This window comes from Crenobacter sp. CS_VA4 (genome assembly GCF_055597485.1).
This window is the reverse complement of sequence record NZ_JBVMAE010000109.1, coordinates 1-296: the sequence shown is the minus strand read 5'-3', so window position 1 is coordinate 296 and position 296 is coordinate 1. Positions and strand designations below refer to the sequence as shown.

Here is a 296-nt window from a genome sequence, read left to right as displayed (position 1 = left end):
CAGTAACTCGATCTCCCCCAATTCCAGCGCCTGCGCCGGGGTGATCAATTCACCCTTGTTGGTCGTGTTGGCCGGGTGCCAACTGGCGGGACCGAAGTAGATGATCCAGGCCAGCGCCATCGGCACAAAAAAGATCGCGGCAATCATCAACAGTTTCTTTCGCCCGCGGTTCGCGGCAGGAGCATTGCTCATGGGTTCTCGTCCTTTTCTGGGACACGATTGAATTTCAAAAACAGGATCAGAATGGTCAGCGCCTGCGCGGCACTATGGCTATGCCTTTCAGTGGGCCGCGCTGG

The 296-nt window shown here is 57.1% G+C and carries 1 protein-coding gene; it reads right to left on the bottom strand.

Translation table 11 applies throughout. The features are described 5' to 3' along the window. The coding region (locus ACZ2IA_RS22910) for a hypothetical protein (protein WP_470294893.1) at nt 1–192 on the bottom strand (192 nt) is incomplete at its 3' end. Nucleotides 193–296: the final 104 nt, after the last annotated feature.